This is a genomic window from Halosubterraneus shenae (genome assembly GCF_050510935.1).
GTDB lineage: Archaea > Halobacteriota > Halobacteria > Halobacteriales > Haloferacaceae > JBDGPU01.
Genome location: NZ_JBNLVO010000007.1, coordinates 80,911 through 107,522, shown reverse-complemented (window position 1 = coordinate 107,522; position 26,612 = coordinate 80,911). Strand labels below are relative to the sequence as shown.

Sequence of the window (26,612 nt, the reverse complement as noted above, 5' to 3'; positions counted from 1 at the left end):
ATGGGTTTTCTAGCGGCCGGTGTCCGGGTTTTGCCCGTCGTACTTGATCCGCTCGAAGACCGTACGACAGCCGTTGCAGTAGTACTGCGTCTTCGAGATCTCGCTCCCGAAGGCAGACTCCTGTTCCGTGTCCGTCGACTCACAGAACGGACAGGTGACGTCGCGTTCGGAATGCTGGTTTGTCACTGCCATCAGTTCATCGCGAACAGTTCGTTCTCTTCGCCGCTGATCTGCGTGACGTCTGCGTCGGCGATCGTCCCGGAATCGACACGGCGCCGCGTCTCGTTCCACTCCTCGGCTTGCGGGGCGTCCCAGTCGACGTCCGCCAGCGAGACGTCGGTGTCAGCGAAGAGGTCCCGGTAGTGATCCGCGAACGCCTCGCGGAGCTCGGCGACAGGCCGGTCGGTGAACCCGGCGCCGTACAGCGGGTCGGCCGACTCGTCGTGGCCGGCCGGCCCAATGAGCGCGAGCGCCTGCGGGAGCGTTTCCTCGAGAGTAGCCTGGATCGTCTCGGGATCCTCGGCTGCCAGGGTCTGGAGGCGGGCGTCGTGGTACTCCAGGTGGAAGTACTCGTCCTCGCCGATCTTGGTGATCAGGCCATCCAGATCGTCGCGGTCGATCGCGTCGAGCATGTACCAGGCAGCGCGGTCGGCGGGAGCGATCGAGGCGAGGTACACCGGCCAGTTGCCGTCGATCCGATCGAGCGACGCCGCGTTGGCGAACTCCTCCGGCTCCCGGTTCCCGTTGAGCCAGTCGGCGTCGCGGCCCTGCCCCTCGAGCTCGCGAACGAGCTGCCGAACGTGGCCGATCTCCTCCTGGGCCGCGCTGGCCCCGCCAATGTCGTCCTCGAGTGAGGGACCCGCGAGGCTCCACTGGGCGTACCGCTGCCCGAGGATGATCTTCGTGTCGGTGATCGCCTGCACGTAGTCGACCGCCGGTTCGGGCCAGTCGCTCATTCCGCACTCACCTCGACCGTCGGCCTGGCTTCGCCCTCGACGTCGAGGAGGTTACTCTCCCTGACGACGGCGAGGCGGTCCCAGTCCTCCTCGTTGAAGGTGTTTCGGGCATACACTTTCGCGAGACGATCCGACTTGGCAGTGACGTTTCCGATGTGGATGGTGTCGTCACCCTGGTTCACGCGTGCAAATACTTGATATTTCATGTTAGAGGCTGATTCCTGATTCGTTCATCTTCTCTCTCACTTCGGGGGAGAGCATGTCCTTCGACCAGACCGGGTCCCAGACGACCTCGATGTCGACCTCGTCCACGCCGTCGATGACGGTCAGACAGCTTTCGACGTCGTTGTGGATCATGTCGTAGGCGGGACAGCCCATGCAGGGGAACGACATCTCCACCGTGACGTGCCCGTCGTTCTCGTCGACGTCGTAGATCATCGCCATCTCGACGAGACTGACCGGGATATGTGGGTCAGGGATCTCGTCGAGGACGCCCCACAGCCGCTCCTCGAACGGCGACGCGTCGGATCGCTGCTCTACCACGAAGTCGCCGCTCAGCGACGTCGTGGACAGGTCGTCGGCTTCCGATGATGCGCTGGACATGTTAGACTTCCACGTCGACCGTGCCGGACTGGATCATGTTGACGTACTTTTCGTTGGCTGGGCCGCGGGACCGCCATCGGTCCATGACGTCCGACCAGGAGATCGGGTCGTCGAAGTGCCACTCCTTGTTGTCGGCATCGAACGCCACCGGCATGTCGTAATCGAGCACGTACTTCTCCTGCTCATTGTCGTAATGGGCCGGCACGTTCAGGTCCAGTTCGTCCATCAACGGCATCGCCCGGGAGAGCCAGTCCTGCCGGAGCTCGTCGTTCGACTTGCCCTTGATCCGGTACTCGAGCTGATCGTCGTGCTTCTTCTTGTCGTCAGGCATGCCGAACCACTCGACACCCATCGGGAACATCCAGTCGACGGCCTCCTGGAGCTGTCGGCGGGTCTTCTCGCTGTTGTTGGCGAGTCGGCGCATCCACGTTTCGCCGTGTCGGAGGTGGAACTGCTCTTCCTTGCTCACTTTCGTGAGCGCACGCTTCCACGGGGCGTAGGAGGTGTTCTCGTGAATGTCGCTGAGCAGCACGATCCCTGCACGGTCGAACAGGCCGTGGGCAGTTACCAGCTCGGCGAAGTTCTCGAGGTGCTGGTCGAACCCGTACGTGTTGCGGAACTCGTGGGGTTCGCGCTCGTAGATGAGATCGTGTCGGTCCTCGCCCAGGTCTTCCAGCAGTCGATAGGCAATGTGACCGTGGCCCAGCTCGTCCTGAATGACGCTGATACAGGAGGCCCGGGCGTCCATCGACGGGGCGTTGAGTGACTGATCGTAGTACGCGGGGGCGCTCATCAGCTCCGTATCCCCGGAGACGATCAGTATCTGTTTGAGCGCCTCCTTGTAGCCGTCGGTCATCTCCTCGGTGGATTCGATCATTCGCCCGTTCTGCAGCTCCTCCTTGAATTGTTTCTCTGTTGGCATGGCGCTATTTCATTCACCCGTTTCACCTCCATGGTTATAATTGTTTGCTGTATACGGTTCCTGTATCGGCCGATATCGGCTTTTTCGGCACTTTCCGGGGTTCTCCGTGTTCGTTCTCCCCGGACACGCGTCCGCACCGATACCTCCGACCAATGCATTTTTTGTCAGTCCGGCTTAGACGGTGTATCATGGCGTACAAGATACGCGAGGCGACGACAAGCGATGGGACCGAGCTGTTAGAACTGTGGCACGGGTTCACGGATCACCTCTCGGAGCACGACGACCGCTACGACCACAAGGAGGACGCGGACGAGCGGTGGCTCAAGTACTTTGAGAACCAGCTCGTCGATTCGAAGTACGGGACCGTTATCGTCGCCGAACACGAGGAAACGGGCGAGCTCGTTGGGGTGCTCGAGGCACGCATCACCGGGAACCATCCGATCTTCAGGATCCAGGACCACGGGTACATCAACGGCCACTTCGTCAGCGAGGCCCATCGCGGGAACAACCTTGGCGCGGCACTGCTCGAGGAGGTCCACGAGTGGTTCACTCAGTCGTCGAAGGAAATCGACTTCTACCGGGTCGACGTTATCCACGGCGACGAGTGGTCCGAGGAATTTTACGAGTCCGAGGGCTTCGAGCCGGTCGAGCACGTATTCGAGCGGTCGATCGAACAGGAGTAGCTACCGATGGTTGAAACCTACTCCGTAGAATTCGTCGACGAGGGCCGGACGATCGAGGTGCCCGAGAACAAGCCGATCCTCGAAGCGGCCGAGGAAGCGGGATTGACACCTCCCTATCAGTGTCGAATGGGCGTCTGCGGCGTATGCAGTGCGATGATCGTGGAGGAGGGGGAAGTCGATCAGACGGAGGGGATGTTCCTCTCCGACAGCGAAAAGGAGGAAGGGTATGCCCTCACCTGCATCGCGAAACCCCGCTCCGACCTCCAGATCAGGACCGACGAAAGCCCCTGATTCGAGGCCGCTTCGTCTCTCATCGTCTGTTTGTCGTTGCGGACGCGCCCGCGTTTACTATCAGGTCGTGTATCCGTGTTCGGTTGCGTCGATACACTGTCTCCACCTGTCCGTACCGCCGGTCACTCGTGCCTGTCAAATCTCAACTACGGTGGCTCGTCGATCGGCTATCGGCATCGCTGGGGAGTTGCACCGCCGTCGGCGGCACGTCGACGTCCCGTCCCGAAGAAGTGCGCAGAGTGTATACGGTAGGTGTATTCGTAAGGTTCCGGGACTACATCGGCTTCCATCGGGAAGACCGCACCCAGCTCGACGCTCTGTCCGTCCCGATCCAGTTGGTGGTGCTGTTCGAATGTGCCACCGAATTAGCTGACAGCCATACTGTTGTAAGCTTTCATAGCCGAAGCTGATCGCGACGCGATGCGGTCCGTCGATGAACGAGCGAGACGAATCAAAAGGTCATTACACTAGTAAATTTGTAATACCGATGGCCGAGGTCCTGCCTGTTGGCTTGTTCGGGCTGTGGTTTCCAGATAGCGAGCCGATCTTTTGTCGGGACCGCTACCGGGCGGAAGACGTGTGGCGCGACGTGAAACAAGGTGTATACGTATTCGGTATACGATTACGCTGGTCTGTGGTTCGACATCGCCCGCCGACCGGTCCGGTCAGCAATCGACGAGGGCATCGTTGATATTGGCTCTGAGCGCTGTCGGAGCCTCTCACGTCCGGTCACCTGCTGCGGTTGAATCGAACGGTGAGCTACTCACCGTCTGGAGAGGCAGGCAGGTCCACGCGTCGACGGAACAGTCCGCAAAGACCACGAGGAAAAGCCGCAAGCCCACGAACATCGGTTCGTCCGCTGGTGAGAGATCGGCGACTCTTGGGGAGGGCCGGGATTACTGGGTCAGCAGTGACCTGGACGAGGTTCTCATGGTGCTTGTGCTTGTTCCTGTTCGCGGAGTTCGGTGCGGCGGATCTTTCCGGTGTCCGTCCGTGGCAGCGAACTGCAGAACACGACCTCGCGGGGGTACTTATACGGTGCGAGGGTGTTTTTCACGTGGTTCTGGATCTCCTCGACCAGTTCGTCGTCGTCCGTTTCGTTCTCTCCGCGGACGACGAACGCCTTCACGATTTCGCCACGTTGCTGGTCGGGACTCCCAACGACAGCGACCTCGGAAACAGATTCGTGCTCCTCGATGACTGTCTCGACTTCCGGGCCAGGGATGTTGTACCCGCTGGAAATAATGAGGTCGTCGCTACGGGACTTGTACTCGAAGCGCCCGTCCTCGCGCTGCACGAAGATGTCGCCCGGGATCGACCAGCCATCCTGGGTCACCTCCTGTTGTTTGTCCGGCCTGTTCCAGTACTCCATCCCGGTCGGTCCACGAACGGCGAGCAGTCCGGATTCTCCCCGTTCGAGGTCTTCACCAGTGTCGGGGTCGATGATCTTGCATTCGTATCCCGGCACCGGGAAGCCGGTGGCACTGGGGTCGATCTCTTCATCGTGACGGTGACTGATGAAGATGTGGAGCATTTCCGTCGTTCCGATGCCGTCAAGCAGGTCGACCCCGTATTCGGATTTGAAGTTCTCGAAGGTCGTCGGCGTCAGCGGTTCGCCGGCACTGAGACCGAGTCGGAGCGACGAGACGTCGTACTCCTCCGGGCCGTTCGGATGCTGTTCGAGGATCTGGTTGAAACCGGTCGGAATCGACGCGAGGATCGAGATTCCGTGGTCCTCGACCGCTTCCAGCAGGTCACCGGGGCTGGCGTCCTCGACGAGGCTCGTACTGGCACCAAACCGTAGTGGGAAGGTGACGAGGTCGCCATAGCCGTACGCGAACGGAAGTGGCGGATTCCCCCCGAAGACGTCGTCTTCGGTCGGCTCCAGACAATAGCGTGCGTATCCATCGGCGGTCGAGAGCACGTTCCGGTGAGTGTGGACTGCACCTTTCGGCCGGCCCGTTGTCCCGCTCGTGTACAGCATCAGCGCGAGGTCGTCACGCTCCGTGTCGTGGGCCTCCAGTTGGTCGTCGGCCGCCTCGATGAGTTCGTCGTAGCTCTGGTGGTCGTGGTCGACGCCGTTGCGCTCGGCGACGATCACGTTCTCGACCGTTTCGAGGTTCGGCAACGCGTTGTCTACTTCGTCGAGCAAGCCGTCGTAGACGACAACCGCGGTCGCCTCGGCGTTGTTGATGATGTACTCCAGCTCCTTCGCACGGAGCAGCTTCATCGACGGGAGCGCAACCCCCCCGATCTTCTGGATCGCCAGACACGTGACGATCGCCTCCGGGCGATTGGGGAACCGAGCAACGACCCGGTCTCCTGGTTCGACCCCGAGGTCCCGAAGTGCATTCCCTAATCGGTTCACCTGTTCCTGAAGCTCCGCGTACGTGATCTCCTGGTCTTCGAAGTAGATCGCGACGTTGTCGCCACGACCCTCCCGGACGTGTTTATCGACTAGCTCGTCGACGACGTTGATCCGTTTGGGGTAGTGCTGCTCGGGCAGCGAATGGACGCTGTCGGGAGCTACCGAGTCGCTCGGTAGATACTCCTCCGTGAGACTTTCTTGCATATACGGATCATTCATCATGTGTTTTCGTTATATACCTAACGGTTCCACCAACAAGGAGTGACATGTTATCTGAAGAAACTGTACGTCTCGCGGGGCCGGTGATGGGCAAACGCGACCCTCAGGAGAGACCGGTGGAGCGCAACTCGGTCAACCGGTCTGGTACCGATCTGGGTGAGACCCTGCTGCTGTCGGTCTCCCTGAGAATTTTGCGTAGAAAAACTCCGCTGGTATCGTCGATGAGCACCCGATCGCCTCGGCAGCCTATCTCGGTGGATACGCGTCAGACCACGGATTGACTCTTTCGAAACCAGCACTCGCGGCGAACACCCGTTCATCCTCGTAGCGAGGGCCGACTATTTGAAGCCCGATAGGGAGCCCATCCTCAGAGAACCCTGCCGGAATTGATGCGTTTGGGGTTGCTGTCAAATTAAACGGCCATGTCAGGAACCACCCCAAGGCTTCGCGAGTCTCTCTACCGTTAATTTCACTCGGTCCAGACACGTGCTCCGTACTCGGAGGCTCGATCGCCAGGGTCGGTGTCACCAGTAGATCGTACGCCTCGAAAAGGTCCTGTATCTTATCGAAGAACGATGTAATCGTCGCCTGTGCCGCACCAAGGTCGAGTGCAGCGATCTCTCTTCCCTCCGTTATTTTTTCGGTGACCGAGTCAGGTAACTCGTCTCGGTGATCGCCATACATATCGATGCCGTGTTCCGCCTTCACGCCCTCGTTGATACCTGCCATTGTGACACTCCAATGGTCCATAAACGCGTCCCACAGGTCGTCAAATGACTGTTCAATGCCGATCTCGACTTCGTCGACGGTTGCATCGAGCGTCTCGAACGCATCGAGTGAGTCCTCAACGACCGACTGTACTTCAGGATCAATGGGGAAGAGGCCGTCCAGATCGGGGTTATATGCAATATCCAACCCACTAATCGGACGTTGCGTCGCGTCAATGTAATCGACCCCATCGTCGGGCAGACCGAACGGATCCCGTGGATGCGGACCGGTCATGACATCCATCATGACGGCCGCATCGGAAACGGATCGGGACAGGGTTCCGATCTGGAAAAAGGGCGGCGCAACGAACATGTTTGGCCGATGAGCGTGCGGTACGCGGGTAAAGGACGGACAGTACCCGAAGACCCCACACGCACTGGCCGGAATACGACACGATCCCCCAGCATCGGAGCCGGTCGCAAGCGGTACCATCCCGTCTGCAACTGCCGCAGCACTGCCTCCGGAAGAGCCCCCGGACGTCCTCTCCAGATCGAACGGTGACGGTGTTTCTCCTGCGAGGAGATTGTCGGTCTGACCCTTGTGACCGAACTCCGGAGTGTTCGTTTTGCCAACCACGATTGCACCGGCGTCCTCCAACCGCTGGACTGCGATGGCGGTATGATCGGCGACGACGTTCTCCAATGGTTTCGCCCCTTTCGTGTGTCGAATTCCCTCCATAGCACCGAGGAGGTCTTTGACAGCTATCGGCACTCCGTGAAGTGGTCCCAGGTCCGATGCAGTTTCGACGGCTCGTTCGGCTTCCCTGGCTTCCTCGCGTGCTTCTTCCTTTAACAGCCGGATGAAGGCGTTCACATCCTCATCACGTGACTCGATTCGCTCGATGTGCGCATCGACGACGTCGACCGGGGACAGGTCCCCACGTTTAATTCTCGATGCCATCTCCGTTGCTGGCAGGTAACAAATGTCTTTGTTAGCCATGCACACGGAGATTGTCATTCGTTTATTTATAATTATCGACGATATCAGTTTTCGAGTTGGTATTTAATCCTCGTCGAGTCAGTCTGGGGGCGACGTCTTGCCGTGACTGTATCCTTAGGCCCGCGTGTGGCAGCGACAGCCGCTTCCGGGAGGCCGGGGGAACCGCTCCCAGTTCACCGCAAACATAGCTCTCACAGAGTATCAAGTCGTACTCACACCCACGAACGACTGAGCAAGGAGTGATAACGAAAATGACCAGCTCCGAAGGACGGTCCAGGGACACCTACGCTGGAATCAGTGTTCTGAGATCACACAGCTCACCAAACCAGGGTTAGTCGATCCAAAAGTCAACTATTCCGAATGAGCTGCTACGAGGAGAGGAGCTTTTGAACGGAACTCGAAAGCACCTCCACACCGATGGAGAGACTCTCCTCGTCGACGTCGAATTTCGACGTATGGTGCCCACTCGGGTTGCTTCCACCAATCCCGATGTACGTCGCCTCCCCACCGTTCTCCGTCACAGCCTGCATCAGGTACGTGGCGTCCTCGCTGGCCGCGAGGGCGTCCCGCCGAATCACCGACTCTGCCCCCGACTGGGTTGCAGCCGTCTCACTGACGAGGTCGACGAGCGCTTCGTCACTGTCCTGTCTGATCGACTCGCCGGTTCGAGTAATGTCGGTGGTACACCCGTGCATCTCGCCGGCCGTTTCGACACGCCGATGCACTGCATCACGCATATACTCCATCAGCTCGGTCGACCCGCCTCGAACTTCGATCGAGGCGGTCACCCGGTCGGCGATGATGTTCGCGGCATTGTCGGCCCGTATCTGACCGATGTTCACACGGGTGGTTCCGTCACTGTGGCGAGGGATCCCGTAGATGTTGTCCGCGGCGGCGACGAACGCCTGCACTGCGTTTTGTCCCTCGTTGGGGGCCAACCCTGCATGGGCAGCTTCGCCCTCGAACGTGACGTCCATTCGAGTGAGAGCCAGCGCCTCGTCGAGCCCGGAGACGATCGTCCCGGTTGGATAATCGAGTCCGACGTGCGCGCCGAACAGATACTCGACGTCGTCGATGTGGGGCGTCGAGGCCATCGCTTTGCCACCGCCCAGGAGCTCTTCCGACGGCTGGAAGAAGACCTTGAACGTCCCACTGAACTCGGACTGCATGACCGACTGGATCGTCCCGAGTCCGAACGCGATGTGCGTGTCGTGCCCGCACGCATGCATGTATCCCTCGTTGGTCGACCGGAATCCGTCGGCTGCCGGTCGATGGTCGGGGTCGGTGGATTCGGTGATCGGGAGCGCATCGATGTCGACACGTAATCCCACGGTCGGACCGGGTCCGTTCTCGACGACTGCGACGACGCCCGTGTGGCCGCCACGAACCTGTTCTAACACGTCCTCGCGGTCCGTTTCGTCCATTGCTCTGCTGTACCAGTCCGACAGCACGTCCTCGCTGGGGACCCCCAACCGTTCGTCCGGGTCAACGGCGTCTTTCCCGACGTGGATCCTGTCGACGTTCAGCCGTTCGAGTTCCTCGGCGATCCGTGTCGTCGTTCGGAACTCACACCATCCCGGTTCCGGATACTGGTGGAAGTCTCGTCGCCATGCTTGCAAATCTCCGTGGGATATCGTGTCCATCGTTCTGGGGTTCTCTGTGTCGTGTTCGTTCAGCACTTCACGAGTCGTCCGGTGCGTGGATCAGCCCCTGCTCCCACATCCCGCGAGCGATCAGAACCGTTCCAAAGACGGAGACGATGATGACCATATAAAGTGGGTATCCGGGGAAGACGTTGAGGTAGCCAAGGTCCAACAGCATCGTCATTGCCAGCGCGAGCGAGAATCCGACTCCGGCCACCTTCGGGTAGTCACGGCCGAACTGTGCGAAGATCGCTCCGAATACTGCCGGAACAAGGTACGAGTCAAGTGCGTTCTGCCACAGGCTGGGGAGTGCCTGGAACGCGGAGACGAGAGCGACTGCACCGACCCCCAAAAGCACCGTATTAACGCCGATCGACGCCGAGATCGCGATCGTCGAGATGATGCTCCCCTGCTGGGTGCCTGTTTGCACGTCCGCGCTTTCCTGGGCAGCCGCGGCGCAAGGCAACCGGAGGTTCGAGATGTTTCCAGACAGGAAAGCCATGTACGTTCCCGGAATCCCCAGGACGGGGTAATACGAGAGCGGCTCGACCAGCCAGAAGATCCCGAACGTTGCCGCAACCGAGATGAACGCGCCGGTGATGGCCTGTGTCGGTGGGAGGATACCGAACACCGACAGGAGCACTACGGCAGGACCGAACGAAAGGAGGACCGCGAGGAGGTTCGTCCGCCGTCCCCACTTGTTGATGTACGGAACGAACTCGTTCTCGTACACGCCTGTGCGACTCTCCGACACGTCTCCACCGCCAGTGTTGTTCTTGCTTTCGGACATCTTACCACCAACTTCCGACAGTCACTTGGATCGCGATTCCAACCAGGAGACCGACCATCATCGCGGTTCCCAGCGCCCATTCCCGTAACCATTCGATGTCCCGGTAGTCCGCCACCTGAAGTATCAGGAGCATCGCTAACCCACCTGCGGCGACCGAACCTGTCTCGGGCGTTCCCGCCACAACCTCACCAGTCAGGAAGTAGGCGAAGGCTCCCAGCATTGCGGCGGAACTAATGATCGGAATGAGCGTTTCCTTCCCGTTGCCGAGCTTTTGCCTGGCTTGCTCCATATACGGCGTTCCGAAGGCGGAGACGAGCAACCAGCCAGTCCCACCTAACGTCATCGTCCAGACCGCCGTTGCATACGCTTCCTCGGTTATATCACCGTCTCCCAGGCTGTATCCGAACTGACTCACGCCCAGCTCGGCTGCCGGAAGCTCGAAGGCAACCGACCCGATTACCGTGAGCCGCATCCACGCAACAGGCCCACCAACGGTGGCGATCAACGCCAGCATCCCAACCAGGACCGCGACCGACGGGCCGATCGCCGATATCACCCCCGTTTTAAACCCTGACTTCAGCTGTTCGTCCGATAATCCCATCTCCTTCCCGTCCGTCCATGCGCGTCGGAGGAATATCGTTGCCTGCAACAACACGATCGCAACGACCGGGAGCGTCGAGAGCCACAGCCATCGGCTGTTGGCAATATCCATGTATGCCGGTACCACTGGCAGTAACTCTGGCAAACCCATGGCTGGTACTGTCTATCGTGGTATAAAAAAGTTGCTGACGATGGACCCAGGCGTCGCGATAAACGCTCCCCAACACCGATCGATGGGACCGACCCGGAATGGGGTAACGGACTCAGCTCGCACGGTCGCCGGAACCGTCTCCGCCGAGGGAGAGACCGGTTTCACCTGGGATACGTCCTTCGTCGAACGCTCGTGCGGGACGATGCTCCATAATCTATAAATGTGAAGGTCTCACAGTCCTGTCCATGGTTCGCAAACCCATGCGAGATTGTAGCACCAGTGATCCCGATCGATGTACCGACCGCGACGCATCGAACCGAACGACAGTGTCCCGACGGAAATACCTGCGTGCCGGCGCGGCCGTCGGATCGGCCGCCACGATCGGCGGTTGTCTCGGTGGCAGCGGCGAGAGCGATGACGCGCTCACCGTCGGCTACGCGCTCCCGTTTACCGGCACGTACGCGATGCTCGGCGAGAGTATCGTCAACGGGTTCGAGCTGTACCTGACGCAAAACGACGGCGAGATCGACGGCCGAGAGGTCGAGACGATCCAGCGCGACACGGAGGGGGACACGAACCGTGGAATCGACGTGACCCGCGAGCTGCTCGTCGAGGAGCAGGCGGACGTGATCGTTGGTCCGGTGTCGAGCGCCGTCGCGATCGCGATCATGGACACCATCGAGTCCGAGGGGAGCGCGATCTGGCTGAACGCCAACGCGGGCGACTATCGGGTTACCAAGGAGGGGTGTCTCGACTACCACTTCCGGACGTCGTTCAATGACTGGCAGACGAGCGCGCCGCTTGCGGAGTGGGTGTACGAGAACGTCGCCGACAACGTCTGTCTGGCCTATGCGGACTACGCGTTCGGGCAGAACTCCAAGAACTTCTTCGGTGAGGCCTTCAAGGCGGCGGGCGGGGAAGTCGTCGGCGAGGTCGGCGCGCCACTCGGAACCGACGACTACTCGACGTATCTCGGGGAAATCGAAAACAGCGGGGCGGACGCCGTCTTCTCGTTCTTCGCCGGCAGCGACGCCGTCTCCTACGTCTCCGACTTCGCCGATTACGGCCTCGACGAGGAGATGACCCAGACCGGGAGCGGGTTCCTCCTCTCGGAGGACACGCTCCCCGCACAGGGCGAGTCGGCTCTTGGAATGTACTCGCTACTCCACTATACCCCCGCACACGAGAGCGAGCAAAATCGGACGTTCGTCGAGAACTACCGGAGCGCGTACGACAATACGGCCAACGTCTACGCGTGTCAGGGCTACGACTCGGCACAGGCGTTCGCCGCCGCCGTCGAGTCGAGCGGCAGCGCGGCTCCCGACCAGCTGTCCGATGCGCTCAGCGGGATGGAGATCGAGAGCCCGCGTGGGAGCTTCCGATTCGACGAACAGACCCACGATCCCATCCAGAACATGTACGTTCGCGAGGTCGTCGAGAGCGACGGCGAGCAGGCGGTCGAAAACCAGGTCGTGGAAACGATCGAAAGCGTCGAGAGTCCCAGTTGGGGCTGTGACCTCAGCTAACATGGTCACCGCAACATGCGCCGCCGCTTCCGAACGTACACGGGTGAACCGAGGAGGGCTAGCCGGATGATCGACTCGATCGTTCGTGCAACGCTGCTCGGCGTCCAGTCCGGCGTTACGCTCGCGCTGATCGCCGCGGGGCTGACGCTCATCTTCGGGATGCTCGACGTCATAAACTTCGCGCACGGGGCGCTGTACATGCTCGGGGCGTACTTCGGGTCGATACTCGCGGTCGAGTTCGGGAGCTTCTGGCTCGCGCTGCTGCTCGCGCCGCTGCTCGTCGGGATTGTCGGGCTGGCTATCGAGGTCCTCTCGTTGCGCCCCCTGTACGGGCGGAATCCCCTGTACCACATCCTGTTGACGTTCGGGTTCGCGATCATGATTCAGGGTGCTGTCGTCCAGATATGGGGCGGCCAGACGAGGCAGATCGCCCAGCCGACGGGGTTAACCGGAACCCTCTCGCTCGGCCTGGTGGACTACCCGGTGTACAGCCTGTTCGTCCTCGCGATCAGCTCGATACTCCTCGGCGGTGTCTGGCTCGGGATCGATCGGAGTAACCTCGGAATCCTCATGCGGGCCAGCGCTCACGACACGGAGATGGTCGACGCCCTCGGGATCGACGTCACGAAGGTGTTCACCGGTGTCTTCGTCTTCGGCGCCGTTCTCGCCGGTCTCGCTGGCGTCCTCCTCGGCGCGTCTCGCTCCGTTAACCCCGGGATGGGGATGGGGATCATCATCGAGACGTTCGTCATCGTCGTTATCGGCGGGCTGGGAAGCTTCCGGGGCGCCGTCCTGGCCGCACTGCTCATCGGGCTCGTCACCTCGTACGGGGCGCTGATCGCCCCGACGTTGACCGACCTGCTCCTGTTCGGGCTGATGGCGGTCGTCCTGATGGTGAAACCGAACGGGCTGTTTGGCGCCACGGAGGCTGCATAATGCGAGTACTGCGCCTTTTCCGGAACGACGACGACGCCGCCCAAACGGGGAACCAGATCCTCTCTGGACCCGGACGGACCCTGCTGGTGGTGGGTATCCTCGGACTCGCCGTCGCCGGACCGGTCGTGCAGTCGATCCAGCCGTTCTGGATCAACCTCCTGATACGGATGCTGGCGTTCGCACTGCTGGCGTTGAGTCTCGACTTCGTTTTCGGCTACGCCGGGCTTCTGTCGTTCGGTCACGCGGCGATGTACGGTGCAGGGGGGTACACGGCTGCGCTCCTGGTCTCCCGGGTGACGCCGAACGTGCTGGTCGTCCTGCCCGCGTCGGTCCTGGTCGGCGTGATCGTTGCCGCACTGATCGGCTGGCTGAGCGTCCGGGCAAAGGGAATTTACTTCGCGATGTTGACGCTGGCGTTCGCACAGATGCTGTACGTCGTCGCGTTCACCGACCTCCCGGCGACGATCGCCGGTGTGGAGACGGTGACCGGCGGCGACAACGGCCTCTACGGGATTGCAGCGTACGAGCTGGCCGGGATCGAACTCGGTGACCGGCTTCGCTACTACTTCCTCACGCTCGGGCTCGTCGCGCTCTCGCTCGCCGGACTCGTTCGGCTTGCGAATTCCCCGTTCGGCCGGGTGCTCCAGGGCATTCGCGAGAACGAAGATCGGATCGAGTTCGTCGGCTACGACGTCCAGCGCTACAAGGTGATTGCCTTCGCAATCAGTGGCGGGTTCGCCGGGCTCGCCGGCGGGCTGTACGTTCCGTTCCAGAGCGTTGCGAACCCGGGGCTGCTTCACTGGACGGTTAGCGGCCAGCTGGTCGTGATGGTACTGCTCGGCGGGATGGGGACCTTCTGGGGACCGATGGTCGGTGCCGGACTCGTCATCTTCCTCGAGGACCGGCTCGGCGGCGTCGCCAGCTGGGAGGTCATTCTCGGGACCTTGTTCGTAACCGTCGTCATCTTCGCGCCACGCGGCATCGCCGGAGCGCTGGTGTCGGTATGGAACGATCCGAGAGCTGCCCTCAAGCGGTCGAAAGAGGCGCTGCGGGACTACACACGGGAGGTGCGCAACTGACCATGAGTGGAAAACTCACTGAAATGTCGGAACCGGAGGCGGACGCATCGAGCGACGCGATCCTCACCACGGAAAATCTCACGAAGCAGTTCGGGCCGCTCACTGCTATCGACGCCGTGTCACTCGAAATCCCCGCTGACGGGATCACGGCAGTCATCGGCCCGAACGGCGCCGGCAAGACGACGCTGTTCAACACGTTCACCGGGAAACACGCACCGACGGACGGGCAGATCGTCTTCGACGGCGAGACGCTCGACGGCGCCGAGCCGCACGAGATCGTCGGACGAGGGATCGTCCGATCGTTCCAGATAACGAATTTCTTCGCGGAGCTCACGGCACTGGAGAACGTTCGCCTCGCAGCACAGGCCCGATACTCCGGGTTCGGACCGGCGGACTTCCTCACGCACCACGCGTCCCACGAGGCGCCGCTGGCGGACGCGAAACGGGTGCTGGAGCGAGTCGGCCTCGCCGAGGTTGCGACCGAGACGGCGTCGAGTCTGTCGTACGGACAACGACGCCATCTCGAGATCGCGATCGCGCTCGCCTCGGAGCCGCGGCTGCTGTTGATGGACGAGCCGACCGCTGGAATGAGTCCGGAGGAGACGAACGAGACCGTCGAGCTGATCGAGGACATTGCCGCGGACACGACCGTCGTCATCATCGAACACGACATGGACATCGTCATGGGAATTGCCGACCGGATCGCGGTACTGAACGAGGGAAAGCTGCTAACGCAGGGACCACCGGAGGAGATACAATCGGACGAACGGGTACAGGAGGCGTATCTGCGTGGTGGCGGACATGAGTGACCCATTGCTAACGGTCGACGGGATCGACACCCATTACGGGGAGAGTCACATCCTGACCGACCTCTCCCTGTCGATCAACGAAGGCGAGATCGTTGCGCTCGTCGGGCGCAACGGCGCGGGAAAAACGACGACGCTCCGCAGTGTGATGGGGCTCACGCCGCCGACGTCCGGCGTCGTTGAGATGGCCGGGGAGCCGATAGACGGGCTCGACCCGCATCAGATACGCGAGCGTGGCGTCTCCTGGATCCCGGAGGAACGTCGCGTGTTCGGGAGCCTGACCGTAGAGGAGAACCTCCGGCTGGCGGCCCACAGTGGCGAGGGGTCCCAGTCGGAGCGGTTCACGGAAGTGTACGACCAGTTCCCCCGGCTCGACGAGCGTCGAGACCAGCAGGCCGGCACGATGAGCGGCGGCGAACAGCAGATGCTGGCGATCGCGCGTGCCCTCCTGGGGCCGGAGACCGATCTTCTCCTGCTCGACGAGCCGAGCGAGGGGTTAGCACCGCAGATCGTCGACGACGTCGCCGACATCATCCGGGAACTCAACGAGCAAGGGGTGACGGTCCTCCTCGTCGAACAGAACGCGGAGATGGCGCTCGAGCTCGCCGACAGAGCGTACGTTATCGAAACGGGCGAGATCGTTCACGAATCGCCTGCCGCCGAGCTGCTCGAGGACCGAGATCTGATGGAGAGCTATCTGGGTGTGAGATGATGCGAGCGTTTTGCGTCTCCGCCAGTCGACTGACCGACGGCAACCACGACGAATCCGACAATGACTGAACGACCGCATCCGCTCGTCCGCGTCGAGCACGTCGCTGACGGGGACGTCGTCCGGATCGCTATGGAGGAAGGAGAGGCGCCGTTGAACACGTTCCGGCCAGCGAAGGTGGAAGCGATGGCGACGGCCGTCGAGGCGGTCGCCGGCGAGGTCGGCTGTCTCGTCCTGTACGGTGACCCAGTGTTCTCGGCCGGGGCAGATCTGGAAGCTATCGAGCAGGCACCCCAGGAGATGCGAGCCGCCAAGATAGACGCCATCGCGGCCGCCTCGAACCGACTGATTCGGGAGCTCCGTGAGTTTCCGGCGCCGGTAATCGCAGCGGTCACCGGCGTCGCCGCGGGTGGCGGGCTCGGCCTGGCGCTCGCAGCGGATCTGATTCACGTCCACGAGGACGCGGAGTTCGATACCGCGTACACGCGGATCGGCCTCACGCCGGACAACGCGACGCCGTTCTTCCTCATGCGGACGGTCGGCCCGTACCGTGCACGAGAGCTCCTGTTCGACCCCGATCCCATCGATGCCGCCCAGGCCGTGGACCTCGGTATCGCCAACGTGCGTCACGAGGGATCGGTGGCGGCGTTTCTCGAAACCGTGACCGAGAAGGCGGCCAGCTACGCCGCGGGCCCGACCGAGGCGTACGCGCGGACGAAGCGGCTGCTCGATACCGCTCTCGAGGGCGGGTTCGATCGGCACCTCGAACGGGAGCGGTCGGCAATAAAGCGGATGAGCCGGTCGGACACGTTCGACGAGGGACTTTCGGCCTTCTTCGCGAGCCGCGAGCCGGAGTGGGACTGACGCGAGCGGCGTCGCCGCCGCACCCGCGGTTGCTTACCGCCCACCATCGTCCCGCGGGGAGAAAGAACAAAGTTAGTCTACCGTAAACGACCGCCATGGAGTTTGATACGCTTGACGTAACGGTCACCGATGGAATTGCGACGATCCGCCTCGCCAACGACCCGGTCAACGCGATCGACCAGCGGATGCGTCGTGAGTTGGCCGAGGCGGTCGACGTCCTTCGAGAGGACCGCGTGCAGGTCGGCGTGTTCGCCGGTGGCGACGAGGTGTTCTCCGTCGGGGCGGACGTCGCGCTCTTCGAGGCGGCCCAGGAGTGGACGACCGCCGAGTTTCGGGAGAACTCGCGGATCCTCGGCGGCGCGTTCGATGCGATCGAAACCATCGAAAAACCGGTCCTGGCAGCCATCAACGGCACCTGCGTCGGCGGCGGGCTCGAACTCGCCCTCGCCTGCGACGTTCGGATCGCCGCGCCGGATTCGAAGCTCGGGTTCCCCGAGCACAACATCGGGCTGATCCCGGGCCTCGGCGGCTGCTCCCGGTTCGTCCACCTCGTCGGGCCCGGCACGGCGAAGGACCTCATTTTCAGCGGCGATCTGATCGACGGTGACCGCGCTCGTGAGATCCGACTCGTCGAGCGCGTTGCGGACGACCCCGAGGCGGCGGCTCGCTCGTACGCCGAGGACCTGCGTGATCGTCCCCCGCAGGCCCTCGGGCTGGCGAAACGCGTCGTCAATACGGCTCGCGACGCCGACACCCGGACTGCTGGCACCCTCGAGTCGCTGGCGCAGAGTACGCTCCTGAAGACCGACGATCACCGGGAGGGGATTACGGCGTTCCGCGAGGACAGGGACCCGGAATTTACGGGAGAGTAGCTCCCGGTACGGACCCTGGCTCTCACTCGCGATCCGCGGGCGGTCGCTGGAGCCGGTGGACGAGCGACCCATCGAGGTCGAGCGCCATCTCGATCTCGGAGAGCTTCCGCTCGGCGACCTCGAACCCGACGTTCTCGTAGACGGTGATCGCTCGCTCGTTTCCGGTCGCCACCTCCAGCGTAAGCCCCTCGTGATTTCGGTCGGCGGCGTACGCGACGACCTGTTTCACCAGTTCCGTCCCCACGGCGTTGTTCTGGTGGTCCTGATGGACGAAGATCACGAACTCCGGCTCGGCCGATTCCGCCGGGACGACAGCGACGTGGCCAACGACGTTCCCCCCGTCGCTCACGACGAGGTTCCACCCGTTCTCGAGCAGCCGGTCGAGCCAGGACTCGATCTTGCTAACGGTTACCGGCGGCAGCCCGTTTGCGCGGCTGAAGCGGTCGAGCTCGGCGTACATCTCGACCAGCGCAGCCCGCTCCCCATCCTGGAGCGGTCGCGCGACGTACGGGGTCCCGTCCTTCCCCTCGAACCGCGGACAGCGCGGCGGGCAGTACGGGGTGCCACGGCAGTCCGAATTGTCCCACGCAGTGCAGGCCGCCCCCGCCGAATCAGGATGTGCACTCATACCCCGTCGTTCGAGCCACGCCAACAAAAACGTCGTCGCGAACATGTGAAGGAACCGCCGGTCGCTGCCGACCCCCTCCGGCGGCGGCGACCGCGGATCAGTCGAGCGTCCGCTCGGCGACCCGCGCGGCGGCCAGCACCGTCGCATCGTCGAACTGCTCGCCGACGAACATCAGCCCGACCGGGAGCCCGTCGCTCGTGCCGGCCGGGACGGAGACCGCCGGGTGCCCCGTCACGTCGAACGGTGCCGTGTTCGGGAGCATGTCCACCGCGCGCGCAATGATCTGTGCCATCGAAGGATCGTCGAGCCGCTCGTGGGCCGTCTGCGGCGTAGTCGGCATCGCCAGCACGTCGACGTCGGCGAGCGCGTCGTCATACGCGTCCGCGAGCTCGCGCGAGAGGTTCTGCGCCTTCGCGTAGTATCGGCTGTGGTATTCCTCCGCGAGGTATTCGCCGAGCGTGGCGACGAGCTTGATCGTCGGCGGATACGCGTCGGCGTTTTCCCGACGCGCCTCGGCGAACGCGGCCATCAGGTCGGTGTCGTAGTAGCCGTCCGCGAAATGGCCGATGCCCTCGCCGGCGATCGTCGCGGTCGTCCCTTCGTTGGCGATCCCGTTCCAGATCGCCAGCCCATCGCGGTGTCTCGGTACCGACACCTCCGTGACGGTCGCGCCCGCGTCGGCGATCGCGTCGAGCGCCTCGCGGACCGTCTCGTCGACACCAGGCTCGCTCTCCTCGTGGCCGAACCCCTCCGTCAGCACACCGACTGTGAGCGCGTCGGCGTCGGGATCCGCTTCGACGCGTTCGGCGTACGCCTGCGTCGAGACCGCGTTCTGCCGCGGGTCGAGCGGGTCCGCACCCGCGATCGCGTCGAGCACGCGGGCGCAGTCCTGGACGTTCGACGCCATCGGGCCGGTGTGGTCGAACGTCCGTCCGAGTCCGAGGATCCCCGTGTACGGGACCAGCCCGTAGGTGGGCTTGTGGCCGACACAGCCACACCAGGCGGCGGGGATCCGGATCGACCCTGCCTGATCGCCGCCGATCGCCACGTCGACCAGGTCGCTTGCGACCGCCGCCGCCGAGCCGCTCGAGGACCCGCCCGCGAGGTGGTCCTCGTCGTGCGGGTTCACCACTGGCCCGTAGGCCGACATCTCGCCGCTGCCCGAGAAGGCCAAATTCTCCATATTGAGTTTCGCCGTGATCGCCGCGCCGGCGTCGAGCAGCCGGGTGACGATCGTGGCGTCGTACCGGGGGACGTATCCGGGCACGACGTCCGAGCCGAACGTCATCTCGACGTCGGCCAGTGAGACATTGTCCTTGATCCCCACGTCGTAGCCCGTTAGCGGACCCGTGTCAGCCCCCTCGACGACGCAAGACCGGATCACCGCGTTCAACGGGTCAGCCGCCTCGTCGGGATCGGTTTCCTCGACACGTCTGTCCGGATACGCCACCTGTGGCGGTGCCGTCGATAGCTCGTCGAGCCGCTCGTACGCCCCGAGTACCTCGGGGATAACCGCCTCCAGTGTGTCGACTTCCGCCTCCGAAAGGTCCATGTAGTGTTCCGCGGCATACTCGGCTATCTCCTCGCGCGTCGGTGGTGTGAGGTCGCTCATGCTACGATACAGTGTGTGTTTGCGTCCCACATAGTAATGTCGGAGCGACCAGGCCGCCGCGGTCCGCGTCGGACAGTCGGCGCGGTCTACCCGAAAGTCGGGACCGACCCTATTGGAAACGTAGCGACGTCCGGACCGAAGGATCAGATCGGAGTGACCTTCGCGCCGTACCGCGGGATCCCCTCGTCAGCGTAGATCCGGCGGATCGTCGCCCGGACGTCGTCGCCGACTGCGACCGCGTCGGGGTCGCAGTCGGTCAGCTGCATCGGGATCGTCACCGCCTCCCCGTCGTGGGTGAAGCGGACGATAGCAACGGCGTACGGGCCGTCCCGCTCCTGCTGAGGCACGAACTCCGGCGGTGCACCACCCTGTCCGATCACGGTCACCGCGTCGACGACTCCCTCCCGTGGGAGCTCGACGCGGTCGAACGAGCCGCGGTCGTGGCACACGCCGCAGGCCCCCTCGGCCGGGAACGTCAAGCCGCCACAGGACGGACACTGGCCGGCGACGAGCCGATAGCGCCCGTCGAGCGACCGGCGCCACGACGGCAGGCTGACGTGGGCGCCGCCACCGGCGACCTCGCCGTCGACGACGTACCCACGTTCGCGGAGGTATCGCTCGTACGAGACCGACTCGCCGCCGTCGAGGAGCTCGTCGACGGTCGGGGCGGCCTCGAGGGCGCCCGTGAACGCGAGTCCGAGCGCAGCCCCGCCGCCGCCGAAGTCGACGGCAACGGTCGTCTCGTCGGCCTCAGCTGCCGTGAGCGCCGCGCAGAGGCCCAGGGGGACTGTCGCCGCTCCGGCGTCACCCACGCGGTCGACCACGGTCCCACGAGTGATCGCGGCGCCAGACAGGTCTGTTCGGCCGCCCACACGGTGGGGGAGTCCCCCGTTTGGCTGGTGGAGCGCCGCCCCGGCCGGGTCGTCGACGTCGAGCGTCTCGAGGACGGCCCCGACGCTTTCGGCGACCGCGTCGCGTTCGTAGGTCGTCACTCCGAGCGCGTCGACCGCCTCCGACCCCTGCTCGCGGTACCGGACGCCGGGATACTCGTCGGCGTGTGCGGCGGTGTCGACGAGCTCGACGGGGGCACCGTCGGCAACGAGGAACGCGACCGCGGCGCCGCCGAGGCGGTGGTCGGCCTCGGCCGGGTCACCGGTCGGCGCGTCGGCGGCGATCGCGAGCGCTGGCCCGTCAACCTCGACAGCCCGCTCCAGCACGTCGAGCCCAGCGATCGGGCTGGCGGACGCCGTCGCCGTGCGGACGTCGCTTTGCCCCCCGAGGGCGCGAACGATACGCGGGGCGATCTCCTCTTCAGCAAGCGGCGGCGTGGTGGTCGCGAGGCCGACGAACTCGAGGTCGGCCGGGCTCGTGTCGTGACGGTCGAGCGCGTCAGTCGCGGCCGCGATCGACATCGTCACGGCGTCCTCATCCGCTGCGGGAACCGCTTTCCGGTCGACGCCACCGGCGTGGTCGACGCCCCACGCGTCGCTGATCTCCGACGTCTCGATCCGGAACCGGGGGACGTGGACGCCGGCCGCGACGAGTCCACGGCTCATGCCGACTCACCTCCGAAACCGCGCTCGAAGACGTGGACGGTGACGCCACCGCCACTGCCGCCGACGTTGTGTGTCAGCCCGCGTTCCGCGCCCTCGACCTGCACGTGTCCGTCTCCCCGAAGCTGCTCGAACGCCTCGACGACCTGTCCGGTGCCGGTCGCGCCGATCGGATGGCCCTTCGACTTGAGACCGCCGCTCGTGTTGACCGGCAAGTCGCCGTCGGGGTCGGTGACGCCCTCACGCAACAGGCGCGGTGCCTCACCGCGATCACAGAGACCGAGGTCCTCGTACGCCAGCAGTTCGGCGATAGCGAAGCAGTCGTGGACCTCCGCGAAGTCGACGTCGCCGGGCTCGATCCCCGCCTGTTCGTAGGCATCTTCCGCAGCCGTCACGGTCGCCGGGATCGACGTGAGCGAATCACGCTGGAACAGCCCGACTGCGCCCGAGGCGGCGCCGCTCGCGGCGACCCGGACGGGCACGTCCGACAGCTCGCGGGCCACCTCTTCGCTGACGACGATCGCGGCGCTTGCGCCGTCGGTGGTCGGACAGCAGTGATACAGCGTGAGCGGGTCGGCGACCGTCGACGCTGCAGTCGCATCCTCCAGCGAGCACGTAAACCCGAGGTGGGCGTTCGGGTTCTCCGCGCCGTTGGCGTGGTTCTTTACAGCAACCCGGCTCAGGTCGTCCGGCGTCGCATCGTACTTGTCGAGATACGCGGACGCCATCTGCGCGTAGACGCCGGCGAAGGTCGTCCCGGAGAGGCGCTCCCACTCGGTCTCGCCGCTGACGCCGAGCCACCACTTCGTCTGGTCCGCACTGGTGTCCGTCATCACCTCGTAGCCGCCCGCGAGGACGACGTCGGCCATGCCGGACTTCACGGCGGTGACAGCGTTCCGCATCGCGTAGCCGCTCGCCGCGCACGCATTCTCCACACGGGTCGTCGGAATGCCGTGCTGGCCGATGTGTTCGGTTACTGCTGGGCCACTGAGCCCGATCTGTCGGCCTCCGACTCCGAGAGTACCCAGAAACGCCTCGTCGATTCGGTCGGGGTCCAGGTCGCCGTCGACGCTGTCGAGCGCACGCTCGTAGGCCGTCTCGAACAGCGACCGGTAGGTCTCGTCCGGGTACGAGCCGAACGGAGATTGGCCGGCGCCGATAACGTATGCATCACGCATGTGACGAGCAACATCGACGCGAGCACTAAAAACTATGTGAGTCCGTCCCGCAGGTCCGGTATGGAAACGACCGTTGACGACCGTGTGCAGGTGACGCGATTCGACCGACCCGATGCCCGAAACGCGATGACGCCGGCTGCGGCCCGGGACCTTCGTGCCGCGATCGAGACTGCGGTTGAGCGGGAGGTTCGGGCGCTCGTCATCACAGGGTCGGGTGGAAGCTTCTGTGCGGGTGGCGACCTGGAGGCGATGCGGGAGCGCAACGAGACGTCCGACGAGGCGTCCCGGCGCGTCGAGGAGACGCTGAACGCGACCGTGCGGGCGATCCTTTCCGCTCCGTTCCCGGTGATCGCAAAAGTCCCCGGCGACGCGATCGGGGCGGGGACGAACCTGGCTGCCGCCTGCGACTTTGCGTACGCGGACGCGAACGCACGGTTCGGTGAAGCGTTCGTGAACGTGGGGCTCATCCCGGACACCGGCGGAACCGTGCTGCTCCCCCGGCTCGTCGGGCTCCGGCGGGCGAAGGAGCTGACGATGACCGGGCGCCTTTTCGACGCCGACGAAGCCGCAGACATGGGGCTGATAAACGAGGCCGTGCCGGCCGACGCGCTCGATGACCGGGTGGACGAGCTGCTCGAGACGCTCGGCCGGAAACCGACGACGACGCTCGGCCTGATCAAGGAGGGGATACATGGGAATCTCGGCCGGCCCGTCGACGATGCGCTCGACCGCGAGCGGGCGCTACAGGTCCGGGCGTACGGGACCGACGCCCACGAGGAAGGTGTGGCTGCGTTCCTCGACGACCGGAACCCGGATTTCGACTGACGTCAACGTTTAAGACGGGCGAGCGAGGAGTGACGGACATGACGCTCATCGAGCAGTCGTTGTCAGCTGAGCAGCGCGCAGTCCGCGAGCGAGCCGAGGCGTTCGCGACGGATGTCGTCGCGGAACGCGCCGAAGCGATCGAGGAGACGGGGGAGTTCCCCCGTGACGTGATCGAGGAGGCCGGCGACCGGGGGCTGCTCGGGATACTCGTTCCCGAGGAGTACGGCGGGCTCGGGGCCGACTTCGTCGCCTACTGTCTGGCGATCGAGCGGATCGCCGCCGAGAGCGGGGCGGTCGCGGAGACGATACAGGGCCATACGTTCGCGACCCTTCCGGTGTTGAACTTCGGAACGGAGGCCCAGTGTGACCGCCTGCTACCCGAGATGGTCGCCGGCGAGCGGGTCGGGTCGCTGCTGTTGACGGAGCCAGGTGCCGGGTCGTCGCCCTCGGAGCTGGAGACCGTCGCCACGGCGACCGACGACGGGTACCAGATCAGCGGCGAAAAGACGTTCGGCACCAACGCCGGCGTCGCGGACGTCCACCTCGTCGTGGCGCGGAAACGGCCGGCGCCCGAAGACGGCCACGGCGTCAGCGTCTTTCTCGTACCGGGTGTCGACGAAGTGGACGGCTTCTCCTTCGAACGGGGGGAGTACCTCGGCATGCACGGACACGTTACCGGCGACTCCGTCCTCGACGACGTCGCCGTGGCGGAGGACGCGCTACTGGGGGAGATCGGACACGGCTTCCGGATCGCGATGGGAACGATCGACATGGCCCGGACGGGACTGGCTGCGATCGGCGTCGGCATTGCCCGCGCAGCGTTCGACGAGGCGGTCGCCTACGCAGGTGACCGCGAGCAGGGGGGACAGGCGGTCGGCGAGTACCAGGCCGTCCAGGTGCTGGTAGCGGAGATGGACTCCCGGCTCGCCGCGGCCCGCCACCTCGTCTACGATTCGGCGACCCGGATCACGGCCGGGGACGGGGATACTCGGGCCTCCTCGCGCGCCAAGTTCACCGCGAGCGAGACGGCCGAGTTCGTGGCCCGGAACGCCATGCAGATCTACGGCGGCAAGGGGTACCGCACGGACCACCCACTCGAACGCTACTACCGGGATGCCCGGATCCTCTCGATAATCGGCGGCACGGACGAGATCCAGAAGACGACGGTCGCGGAGGCTGCACTCGGGCTCTAACGGGCGGCACACACCTCGTTCAATGACGGTCGACGGACGTCGGAACAGTCACCGAGTCATTCGGTCGCCATCGCCCGTGTATACATGAACAGTATACATTGGCCGCCGTAACTGGTCGGTACCGCGCCCCTGCCGGTCGCTGACGTACCAGGGCCGGGAATTGGCCGTGGCTATGACTGGTGAACACCTTTGTAATTACAACCATACGGTTGTGAGTATATCGTCGGGAACGGGGTATCGTCGGCCAGCGATCGGCCACTGTATACGTTACCTGTAATCGAAGCTGTGTCGAGGGCGGGACTCAGCCCTCCAGATTCACGTTGACGTTCTTTGCCTGCGTGTACTCCGCGAGGGCCTCCGTCCCCTGTTCGCGGCCGATGCCGCTCTGTTTGAAGCCGCCGAACGGCGTCTGCGGGAACGTGACTGGGTATTCGTTGATCGAAACCATCCCGTAGTCGAGGTCGGCCGCAGCGCCGTGTGCCGTCTCCAGATCCGTCGTCCAGATACCGGCCATGAGTCCGTACGGTGAATCGTTCGCGATCTCGATGGCCTCCTCCCGGTCACTGAACGGGATCACCGAGAGGACGGGACCGAAGATCTCCTCGCGAGCGACGGTCATGTCGTTGGTGACGTCAGTGAGCACCGTCGGTTCGAAGAAGTATCCGTCCTCGCGATCGGCGGGTCGCGATCCGCCGGTCGCGAGCGTCGCTCCCTCGTCGAGCCCCGTCTGGACGTACGCCTCGACGTCCGACAGGTGGGATTCGCTAACCAGGGGGCCCATTCGGCCGTCGTCGTCGATCCCGCTCCCGAGCGGGGTCGCCTCCGCCCGCTCGACGACGCGTTCGACGACCTCGTCGTGGATGTCCTCGTGGACGAGCAGGCGTGACCCGGCCCAGCACATCTGGCCAGCGTTCATGAAGATCCCGTAGTGGATGCCTGCGGCGGCAGCGTCAAGGTCGGCGTCGGGGAAGACGACGTTCGGGCCCTTTCCACCGAGCTCCATGGTGACGCCCGTGACGTTCTCGGCGGCCCGAGACATGATCCCCTTGCCCACGTCAGTACTCCCGGTGAACGCGACGTGGTCGACACCCGGGTGCCCGACCAGCGCGTCGCCGGCTTCACTGCCGGTACCGGGGACGACGTTCACGACGCCGTCCGGGAGGCCAGCTCGGTCGGCCGCTTCGGCGTAGTACAGCGCCGACAGCGGCGTCTGGCTCGACGGCTTGAGCACCGCGGTGTTGCCACAGGCCAGCGCGGGTGCGAGACTCCGCCCGGCGAGCTGGAATGGGTAGTTCCAGGGGGCGATGTGGCCGGTGACCCCGAGCGGTTCCTGACGGACGTAATCGAGCCGGTCGCCCGGTACGGGTACTGTCTGGCCGGTGAGCTTGTCCGCCCACCCGGCGTAGTACCGGAACGTGTCCACGACCATGTCGACGTCGAGCCCGGCCTCAAACGGGGTCTTCCCGTTGTCGTGTGATTCCACGAGAACGATCTCGTCCGAGAGGGCCTCGATCGCGTCGGCCATCGCCATCAGGTGGGCCGCCCGTTCCTTCGGGTCCAGGGATCGCCACGTGCCGTCGCGGGCGGCGGCTGCATCGGCAGCAGAGACAGCGCGGTCGACGTCCTCCGCGGTCGCCGCGGCGACCGTCGCATACGGTTGCTCCGTCGCGGGGTCGGCCGTCTCGATCGTCTGCCCGCCGGCTGCAGGCGTCCATTCTCCATCGATATACAACTCTGTGGGGCCGTCGTATCCCATGGGTTGACGTGTCCGGCTTCTCTCAAAAGGATTCCGTCTCCGGATCCACTTCGGCGGTCGGATGGCTGAAAACGAAATACGGCGCTCGTGGCAATGAACCAGACTGACAGGTATTCGGTCGCCCCAGCGGCGAGAAGCTGAC

General features: G+C 63.9%; 26 protein-coding genes. 11 read left to right on the top strand and 15 right to left on the bottom strand.

Annotation, left to right across the window (positions count from 1 at the left end; all coding sequences use genetic code 11):
• Positions 1 to 9: 9 nt before the first annotated feature.
• From ACQE3M_RS14765 to ACQE3M_RS14745, 5 genes are read right to left on the bottom strand one after another with little or no spacing between them, the layout of a single operon-like run.
• Positions 10 to 192, bottom strand: a complete 183-nt coding sequence (locus ACQE3M_RS14765) for a PaaD-like zinc ribbon domain-containing protein (RefSeq protein ID WP_430506293.1) — start codon at positions 190 to 192, stop codon at positions 10 to 12.
• The gene (locus ACQE3M_RS14760; protein ID WP_430506292.1) at positions 192 to 956 is read right to left on the bottom strand and encodes a Phenylacetic acid catabolic protein; all 765 of its coding nucleotides are present in this window, start codon (positions 954 to 956) and stop codon (positions 192 to 194) included. Before ACQE3M_RS14760 ends, ACQE3M_RS14765 begins: the two co-directional genes overlap by 1 nt.
• The gene (locus tag ACQE3M_RS14755; RefSeq protein WP_430506291.1) at positions 953 to 1,162 is read right to left on the bottom strand and encodes a phenylacetic acid degradation PaaB family protein; all 210 of its coding nucleotides are present in this window, start codon (positions 1,160 to 1,162) and stop codon (positions 953 to 955) included. Before ACQE3M_RS14755 ends, ACQE3M_RS14760 begins: the two co-directional genes overlap by 4 nt.
• A gap of 1 nt (position 1,163) precedes the next feature.
• Complete coding sequence (locus ACQE3M_RS14750) at positions 1,164 to 1,559, bottom strand: metal-sulfur cluster assembly factor (RefSeq protein WP_430506290.1); 396 nt, start codon at positions 1,557 to 1,559, stop codon at positions 1,164 to 1,166.
• A gap of 1 nt (position 1,560) precedes the next feature.
• Positions 1,561 to 2,481, bottom strand: coding sequence for a Phenylacetic acid catabolic protein (locus ACQE3M_RS14745; protein ID WP_430506289.1), 921 nt, complete (start codon positions 2,479 to 2,481; stop codon positions 1,561 to 1,563).
• A gap of 188 nt (positions 2,482 to 2,669) precedes the next feature.
• On the opposite strand from ACQE3M_RS14745, the gene ACQE3M_RS14740 reads away from it, so the two are divergent.
• Complete coding sequence (locus ACQE3M_RS14740; protein ID WP_430506288.1) at positions 2,670 to 3,164, top strand: GNAT family N-acetyltransferase; 495 nt, start codon at positions 2,670 to 2,672, stop codon at positions 3,162 to 3,164.
• 6 nt (positions 3,165 to 3,170) lie between these two features.
• Positions 3,171 to 3,455: a 2Fe-2S iron-sulfur cluster-binding protein gene (locus ACQE3M_RS14735; RefSeq protein WP_430506287.1), complete on the top strand. Its 285-nt coding sequence runs from the start codon at positions 3,171 to 3,173 to the stop codon at positions 3,453 to 3,455.
• A gap of 928 nt (positions 3,456 to 4,383) precedes the next feature.
• Here the strand turns inward: ACQE3M_RS14735 and ACQE3M_RS14730 are convergent.
• The 5 genes from ACQE3M_RS14730 to ACQE3M_RS14710 all read right to left on the bottom strand — a co-directional run bounded on the left by ACQE3M_RS14730 (position 4,384) and on the right by ACQE3M_RS14710 (position 10,933).
• On the bottom strand, positions 4,384 to 6,027 hold the full coding sequence (locus ACQE3M_RS14730; protein WP_430506286.1) for an acyl-CoA synthetase: 1,644 nt from the start codon (positions 6,025 to 6,027) through the stop codon (positions 4,384 to 4,386).
• A gap of 261 nt (positions 6,028 to 6,288) precedes the next feature.
• Positions 6,289 to 7,767, bottom strand: coding sequence for an amidase (locus ACQE3M_RS14725; protein ID WP_430506285.1), 1,479 nt, complete (start codon positions 7,765 to 7,767; stop codon positions 6,289 to 6,291).
• Positions 7,768 to 8,117: 350 nt separating this feature from the next.
• Entirely contained in the window at positions 8,118 to 9,392 is a 1,275-nt protein-coding gene (locus ACQE3M_RS14720; RefSeq protein WP_430506284.1) for an amidohydrolase, read from the bottom strand.
• A 37-nt stretch (positions 9,393 to 9,429) separates the two neighbouring features.
• The gene (locus ACQE3M_RS14715; RefSeq protein ID WP_430506283.1) at positions 9,430 to 10,182 is read right to left on the bottom strand and encodes a hypothetical protein; all 753 of its coding nucleotides are present in this window, start codon (positions 10,180 to 10,182) and stop codon (positions 9,430 to 9,432) included.
• Between the two features lies 1 nt (position 10,183).
• Positions 10,184 to 10,933 (bottom strand): DUF5058 family protein, encoded by a 750-nt coding sequence (locus tag ACQE3M_RS14710; protein ID WP_430506282.1) that lies wholly within the window; start codon positions 10,931 to 10,933, stop codon positions 10,184 to 10,186.
• Positions 10,934 to 11,178: 245 nt separating this feature from the next.
• On the opposite strand from ACQE3M_RS14710, the gene ACQE3M_RS14705 reads away from it, so the two are divergent.
• The 7 genes from ACQE3M_RS14705 (at position 11,179) to ACQE3M_RS14675 (ending at position 17,725) form a co-directional block, all read left to right on the top strand.
• Positions 11,179 to 12,459, top strand: coding sequence for an ABC transporter substrate-binding protein (locus ACQE3M_RS14705; RefSeq protein ID WP_430506281.1), 1,281 nt, complete (start codon positions 11,179 to 11,181; stop codon positions 12,457 to 12,459).
• Positions 12,460 to 12,525: 66 nt separating this feature from the next.
• A complete protein-coding gene (locus ACQE3M_RS14700) occupies positions 12,526 to 13,395 on the top strand; it encodes a branched-chain amino acid ABC transporter permease (protein ID WP_430506280.1) in 870 nt (289 codons plus the stop codon).
• A complete protein-coding gene (locus ACQE3M_RS14695) occupies positions 13,395 to 14,474 on the top strand; it encodes a branched-chain amino acid ABC transporter permease (RefSeq protein WP_430506278.1) in 1,080 nt (359 codons plus the stop codon). The genes ACQE3M_RS14700 and ACQE3M_RS14695 overlap by 1 nt, the downstream gene beginning before the upstream one ends.
• A gap of 2 nt (positions 14,475 to 14,476) precedes the next feature.
• Positions 14,477 to 15,283, top strand: a complete 807-nt coding sequence (locus tag ACQE3M_RS14690; protein WP_430506277.1) for an ABC transporter ATP-binding protein — start codon at positions 14,477 to 14,479, stop codon at positions 15,281 to 15,283.
• Positions 15,276 to 15,992: an ABC transporter ATP-binding protein gene (locus tag ACQE3M_RS14685; protein WP_430506276.1), complete on the top strand. Its 717-nt coding sequence runs from the start codon at positions 15,276 to 15,278 to the stop codon at positions 15,990 to 15,992. Before ACQE3M_RS14690 ends, ACQE3M_RS14685 begins: the two co-directional genes overlap by 8 nt.
• Before the next feature lie 60 nt (positions 15,993 to 16,052).
• A complete protein-coding gene (locus tag ACQE3M_RS14680; protein WP_430506275.1) occupies positions 16,053 to 16,853 on the top strand; it encodes an enoyl-CoA hydratase/isomerase family protein in 801 nt (266 codons plus the stop codon).
• A 95-nt stretch (positions 16,854 to 16,948) separates the two neighbouring features.
• Entirely contained in the window at positions 16,949 to 17,725 is a 777-nt protein-coding gene (locus tag ACQE3M_RS14675) for an enoyl-CoA hydratase/isomerase family protein (RefSeq protein ID WP_430506274.1), read from the top strand.
• Positions 17,726 to 17,747: 22 nt separating this feature from the next.
• Here the strand turns inward: ACQE3M_RS14675 and ACQE3M_RS14670 are convergent, their stop codons facing one another.
• The 4 genes from ACQE3M_RS14670 to ACQE3M_RS14655 all read right to left on the bottom strand — a co-directional run bounded on the left by ACQE3M_RS14670 (position 17,748) and on the right by ACQE3M_RS14655 (position 22,696).
• On the bottom strand, positions 17,748 to 18,353 hold the full coding sequence (locus tag ACQE3M_RS14670) for a GNAT family N-acetyltransferase (RefSeq protein WP_430506273.1): 606 nt from the start codon (positions 18,351 to 18,353) through the stop codon (positions 17,748 to 17,750).
• 97 nt (positions 18,354 to 18,450) lie between these two features.
• Complete coding sequence (locus ACQE3M_RS14665; RefSeq protein ID WP_430506272.1) at positions 18,451 to 19,965, bottom strand: amidase; 1,515 nt, start codon at positions 19,963 to 19,965, stop codon at positions 18,451 to 18,453.
• Positions 19,966 to 20,108: 143 nt separating this feature from the next.
• A complete protein-coding gene (locus tag ACQE3M_RS14660; RefSeq protein ID WP_430506271.1) occupies positions 20,109 to 21,521 on the bottom strand; it encodes an OB-fold domain-containing protein in 1,413 nt (470 codons plus the stop codon).
• A complete protein-coding gene (locus tag ACQE3M_RS14655; protein ID WP_430506270.1) occupies positions 21,518 to 22,696 on the bottom strand; it encodes a thiolase domain-containing protein in 1,179 nt (392 codons plus the stop codon). The genes ACQE3M_RS14660 and ACQE3M_RS14655 overlap by 4 nt, the downstream gene beginning before the upstream one ends.
• Before the next feature lie 60 nt (positions 22,697 to 22,756).
• Here ACQE3M_RS14655 and ACQE3M_RS14650 point away from each other — a divergent pair, with 60 nt between their 5' ends.
• Both ACQE3M_RS14650 and ACQE3M_RS14645 read left to right on the top strand, forming a co-directional pair.
• A complete protein-coding gene (locus ACQE3M_RS14650) occupies positions 22,757 to 23,521 on the top strand; it encodes an enoyl-CoA hydratase/isomerase family protein (protein ID WP_430506269.1) in 765 nt (254 codons plus the stop codon).
• Positions 23,522 to 23,559: 38 nt separating this feature from the next.
• Complete coding sequence (locus ACQE3M_RS14645; protein ID WP_430506268.1) at positions 23,560 to 24,714, top strand: acyl-CoA dehydrogenase family protein; 1,155 nt, start codon at positions 23,560 to 23,562, stop codon at positions 24,712 to 24,714.
• 301 nt (positions 24,715 to 25,015) lie between these two features.
• Here the strand turns inward: ACQE3M_RS14645 and ACQE3M_RS14640 are convergent, their stop codons facing one another.
• On the bottom strand, positions 25,016 to 26,470 hold the full coding sequence (locus ACQE3M_RS14640; RefSeq protein ID WP_430506267.1) for an aldehyde dehydrogenase family protein: 1,455 nt from the start codon (positions 26,468 to 26,470) through the stop codon (positions 25,016 to 25,018).
• Positions 26,471 to 26,612: the final 142 nt, after the last annotated feature.

Coding starts and splice junctions, on each gene's coding strand:
- ACQE3M_RS14640 (WP_430506267.1), bottom strand. CDS start 26,470: ATGGGATACGACGGCCCCACAGAGTTGTATATCGATGGAGAATGGACG.
- ACQE3M_RS14655 (WP_430506270.1), bottom strand. CDS start 22,696: ATGCGTGATGCATACGTTATCGGCGCCGGCCAATCTCCGTTCGGCTCG.
- ACQE3M_RS14715 (WP_430506283.1), bottom strand. CDS start 10,182: ATGTCCGAAAGCAAGAACAACACTGGCGGTGGAGACGTGTCGGAGAGT.
- ACQE3M_RS14705 (WP_430506281.1), top strand. CDS start 11,179: ATGGTTCGCAAACCCATGCGAGATTGTAGCACCAGTGATCCCGATCGA.
- ACQE3M_RS14760 (WP_430506292.1), bottom strand. CDS start 956: ATGAGCGACTGGCCCGAACCGGCGGTCGACTACGTGCAGGCGATCACC.
- ACQE3M_RS14700 (WP_430506280.1), top strand. CDS start 12,526: ATGATCGACTCGATCGTTCGTGCAACGCTGCTCGGCGTCCAGTCCGGC.
- ACQE3M_RS14695 (WP_430506278.1), top strand. CDS start 13,395: ATGCGAGTACTGCGCCTTTTCCGGAACGACGACGACGCCGCCCAAACG.
- ACQE3M_RS14730 (WP_430506286.1), bottom strand. CDS start 6,027: ATGCAAGAAAGTCTCACGGAGGAGTATCTACCGAGCGACTCGGTAGCT.
- ACQE3M_RS14735 (WP_430506287.1), top strand. CDS start 3,171: ATGGTTGAAACCTACTCCGTAGAATTCGTCGACGAGGGCCGGACGATC.
- ACQE3M_RS14720 (WP_430506284.1), bottom strand. CDS start 9,392: ATGGACACGATATCCCACGGAGATTTGCAAGCATGGCGACGAGACTTC.
- ACQE3M_RS14710 (WP_430506282.1), bottom strand. CDS start 10,933: ATGGGTTTGCCAGAGTTACTGCCAGTGGTACCGGCATACATGGATATT.
- ACQE3M_RS14665 (WP_430506272.1), bottom strand. CDS start 19,965: ATGAGCGACCTCACACCACCGACGCGCGAGGAGATAGCCGAGTATGCC.
- ACQE3M_RS14675 (WP_430506274.1), top strand. CDS start 16,949: ATGGAGTTTGATACGCTTGACGTAACGGTCACCGATGGAATTGCGACG.
- ACQE3M_RS14645 (WP_430506268.1), top strand. CDS start 23,560: ATGACGCTCATCGAGCAGTCGTTGTCAGCTGAGCAGCGCGCAGTCCGC.
- ACQE3M_RS14765 (WP_430506293.1), bottom strand. CDS start 192: ATGGCAGTGACAAACCAGCATTCCGAACGCGACGTCACCTGTCCGTTC.
- ACQE3M_RS14755 (WP_430506291.1), bottom strand. CDS start 1,162: ATGAAATATCAAGTATTTGCACGCGTGAACCAGGGTGACGACACCATC.
- ACQE3M_RS14740 (WP_430506288.1), top strand. CDS start 2,670: ATGGCGTACAAGATACGCGAGGCGACGACAAGCGATGGGACCGAGCTG.
- ACQE3M_RS14690 (WP_430506277.1), top strand. CDS start 14,477: ATGAGTGGAAAACTCACTGAAATGTCGGAACCGGAGGCGGACGCATCG.
- ACQE3M_RS14680 (WP_430506275.1), top strand. CDS start 16,053: ATGACTGAACGACCGCATCCGCTCGTCCGCGTCGAGCACGTCGCTGAC.
- ACQE3M_RS14725 (WP_430506285.1), bottom strand. CDS start 7,767: ATGACAATCTCCGTGTGCATGGCTAACAAAGACATTTGTTACCTGCCA.
- ACQE3M_RS14685 (WP_430506276.1), top strand. CDS start 15,276: ATGAGTGACCCATTGCTAACGGTCGACGGGATCGACACCCATTACGGG.
- ACQE3M_RS14650 (WP_430506269.1), top strand. CDS start 22,757: ATGGAAACGACCGTTGACGACCGTGTGCAGGTGACGCGATTCGACCGA.
- ACQE3M_RS14745 (WP_430506289.1), bottom strand. CDS start 2,481: ATGCCAACAGAGAAACAATTCAAGGAGGAGCTGCAGAACGGGCGAATG.
- ACQE3M_RS14670 (WP_430506273.1), bottom strand. CDS start 18,353: ATGAGTGCACATCCTGATTCGGCGGGGGCGGCCTGCACTGCGTGGGAC.
- ACQE3M_RS14660 (WP_430506271.1), bottom strand. CDS start 21,521: ATGAGCCGTGGACTCGTCGCGGCCGGCGTCCACGTCCCCCGGTTCCGG.
- ACQE3M_RS14750 (WP_430506290.1), bottom strand. CDS start 1,559: ATGTCCAGCGCATCATCGGAAGCCGACGACCTGTCCACGACGTCGCTG.